This window comes from Sulfurovum sp. bin170, from assembly GCF_010892395.1.
Lineage (GTDB): Bacteria > Campylobacterota > Campylobacteria > Campylobacterales > Sulfurovaceae > UBA1140.
In genome coordinates this window covers 1-2,885 of the sequence record NZ_JAACKB010000356.1, presented here as the reverse complement: position 1 = coordinate 2,885, position 2,885 = coordinate 1, and the positions used below count along the sequence as shown (strand labels likewise).

Genomic DNA, 2,885 nt, shown 5'->3' with positions numbered 1-2,885 from the left:
TTAGTTAACTCTTCACTTGCAGATGCAATGGCAGACTTAACCGCTTCTCTAGTTGCATTTTCACTCAAAAGCATAAATGATGATTTAAAATTTTGGGATATTGCAATGCTCTGCATATCTTTTGCATCCTGTTCACAAGTGCCTAATGGACTCACTTCGCTACCGTAGTGTTCTGTGTCCAGATAATTTAGTCCTATATGTATTGATATTCCTCTATTCATGATTTTTCCTTTTTTTAACTTTTTACCATTATACCTTAAATCTCCATCAACAAACGCTTTTAAGATATTAAATTTATCATCAAAAAGAACTAAATCAGCACAATACCCCTCTTTGAGTTCCCCTATATCTAGCCCAAGTTTTTTAGCAGGTATTCGAGTCACCATATCCACAAGTTCAGGCAGAGAGACTTCACTATGCTCATAAAAATTCTTCAACGCCTCATTGAGCTTCAAAACAGACCCTGCCAACTGCCCACTCTCTAACCTAGCCTCTCCATCTTGGACAATCACATTTTGCCCACCCAAACTATACTCCCCACACCTCATGCACCCTGCCCTCATAGCATCGGTCACAAGTATAAGCTGTTCTTGTTTAAGTCTGAACAAAAAATTATAAAATGATGGATGGATATGAATATTATCAGCAATAATCTCACAGCTAACCTCATCACTGCCTAGTACAGCCCCAACAATCCCTGGCTCTCTATGGTGCAAAGGATTCATAGCATTAAAAAGATGTGTAGCGTGAGAAACCCCTTTTGCAAAACTATCTTTTGTCTCCTCAAAAGAGGCATCACTATGACCTATACTAAGCAAAATATTTGGGTAATTTATCTGTAGATACTCCATAAACTCATCTGCACCCTCCATCTCAGGAGCCAAAGTTATCATCTTTATGCTATCTATATATTGCTCTATAAGTTCAAAGTTTGCAGATTGAATATATTGAGGATTTTGAGCTCCACACTTCGCAGGATTCAAAAAAGGACCTTCGAGATGCGTTCCCAATATCTTCGCCCCCTCTACCTCATCTCCATATCTTTCAATATTAGCCAAAGCATCCTCTATCTCCCCACTTGACATGGTCATGGTTGTTGCCAAAAAAGAGGTAGTTCCTGTCTGCAAAATAGATTTGGAGATGGTCTGTAGAGCCTCTGGAGTTGCATCCATAACATCAGCACCTGCTGAACCGTGAATGTGAATATCTATAAACCCTGCACTTAAGTATGCCCCTTTTGCATCTATAGTCTCTATATTTGGGGGTAGCTTTTTAGCTATCTCTACTATTTTTTTGTCAAAAAGTAGATAACTATCCTCTATTATCTTTTTATTGTCTATAATTTTTGCGTTTATAATGGCTTTCATGGACAGATAAACTCTAACATATTAATCACCTCAGCTGTTGTAATGAGTGAATTATAGATAAATTGCCCTTTGTACTGACTGCTTTATGAGACTTTAATATCTGTCTCATTTTTTATTTGTGAATTTTTTTGTTTCATCCTCTCTATGCATTACACCTAATAATCTATCCAAACTCCTTTTGAGAATCGGAAGTTAGATATTGGTGAGTTGGAGTGGAGGTTGTAAGTGAATAATAGAAATATTTTTTTGCTATAATAAGAGAAATTATAGATTAGAGAGAAAAGATGAAAAAGTTACCATATGGAAAAAGTAATTTTAAGGATATAAAGACAAAAGGATACTACTATATTGACAAGACCAATTTTATCCAAAAGATTGAAGATAGTAGTGATTTTCTCTTTTTTCTTCGTCCAAGGCGTTTTGGTAAATCTCTTCTAATTTCAATGCTTGAGGCTTATTATGATATTTATTATAGAGATGAGTTCAATGAGATATTCAAAGATACCTATATACTAAAAAACCCTACTCCACTAAAGAGTAGTTTTTATATTATGAAATTTGATTTTAGTGGGGTAAATGTTACCGATTATCAAAATAGTTTTAGAGTGAATCTACTTGATACCATAGATTCATTTTTAGAAAAATATGAAATCGAACGAAGTTTTCGAGATGAAAATCCAATTAATAGATTACATAATCTATTCCAATATTTTACACTAAATAGGCTATCTCTCTATATTCTAATAGATGAGTATGATAGCTTTGTAAACAAGCTTCTAGTAAATGATACCGAGAGCTATAAAGATATTGTAAGCACAAATGAAGCTCTATACAAAGATTTTTTTACCATACTCAAAGTTGGCACAAGCGGGAATGATAGTGCGATTAAAAAGATGTTTTTTACAGGAGTTAGCCCTTTGGCTCTGTATGATGTCACAAGTGGTAGTAATATCGGGGAAAGTCTCTCTTTGGAGTATGATTTCAACGATATGGTAGGAGTTACACGAGCAGAACTAGATAAGATGATAGATGATTATGCTCTGGACAGATATAGAGAGCAGATATTCCAAAGATGTGATGAGTGGTATGATAGCTATAGATTTAACAAAAGAGTATCTCACACGATTTACAATACTGATATGATTTTATATTATCTAAAGTCATTAATCAGAAATGCTGAAGAGCCAAATAATCTGATAGATATAAATGTAAGAAGTGACTATACAAAACTAAGATACCTTGTTTATAGTGACAAAAAGCTAAATGGAAACTTTGAGATACTTAATAGTTTGATTAATAATGAAACTATAACTCTTGATATACTACAAGAGTATTTTACTGCGTATGAATTAAAAAAGTCAGTAAATTTTATATCATTTCTATTTTCGTTGGGATTTATTACAATAAAAGAATATAGAGCAGGTATTCAAGTCTATATTCCAAATCAAACAATCAAAAAAATTATGGCAGATTTTATAACTATGGAGCGATTATAGAATATAGTGATGAGAAATTGCA

The 2,885-nt window shown here is 33.6% G+C and carries 2 protein-coding genes; one reads left to right on the top strand and one right to left on the bottom strand.

Translation table 11 applies throughout. The features are described 5' to 3' along the window. Positions 1-1,367 (bottom strand): N-acetylglucosamine-6-phosphate deacetylase (gene nagA / locus GSY74_RS08475; RefSeq protein WP_164664673.1); only part of this gene is annotated, 1,367 nt, incomplete at its 3' end. A gap of 284 nt (positions 1,368-1,651) precedes the next feature. Here nagA and GSY74_RS08470 point away from each other — a divergent pair. Next, a complete protein-coding gene (locus tag GSY74_RS08470) occupies positions 1,652-2,863 on the top strand; it encodes an AAA family ATPase (protein ID WP_164664672.1) in 1,212 nt (403 codons plus the stop codon). The last annotated feature ends 22 nt before the right edge of the window (positions 2,864-2,885 follow it).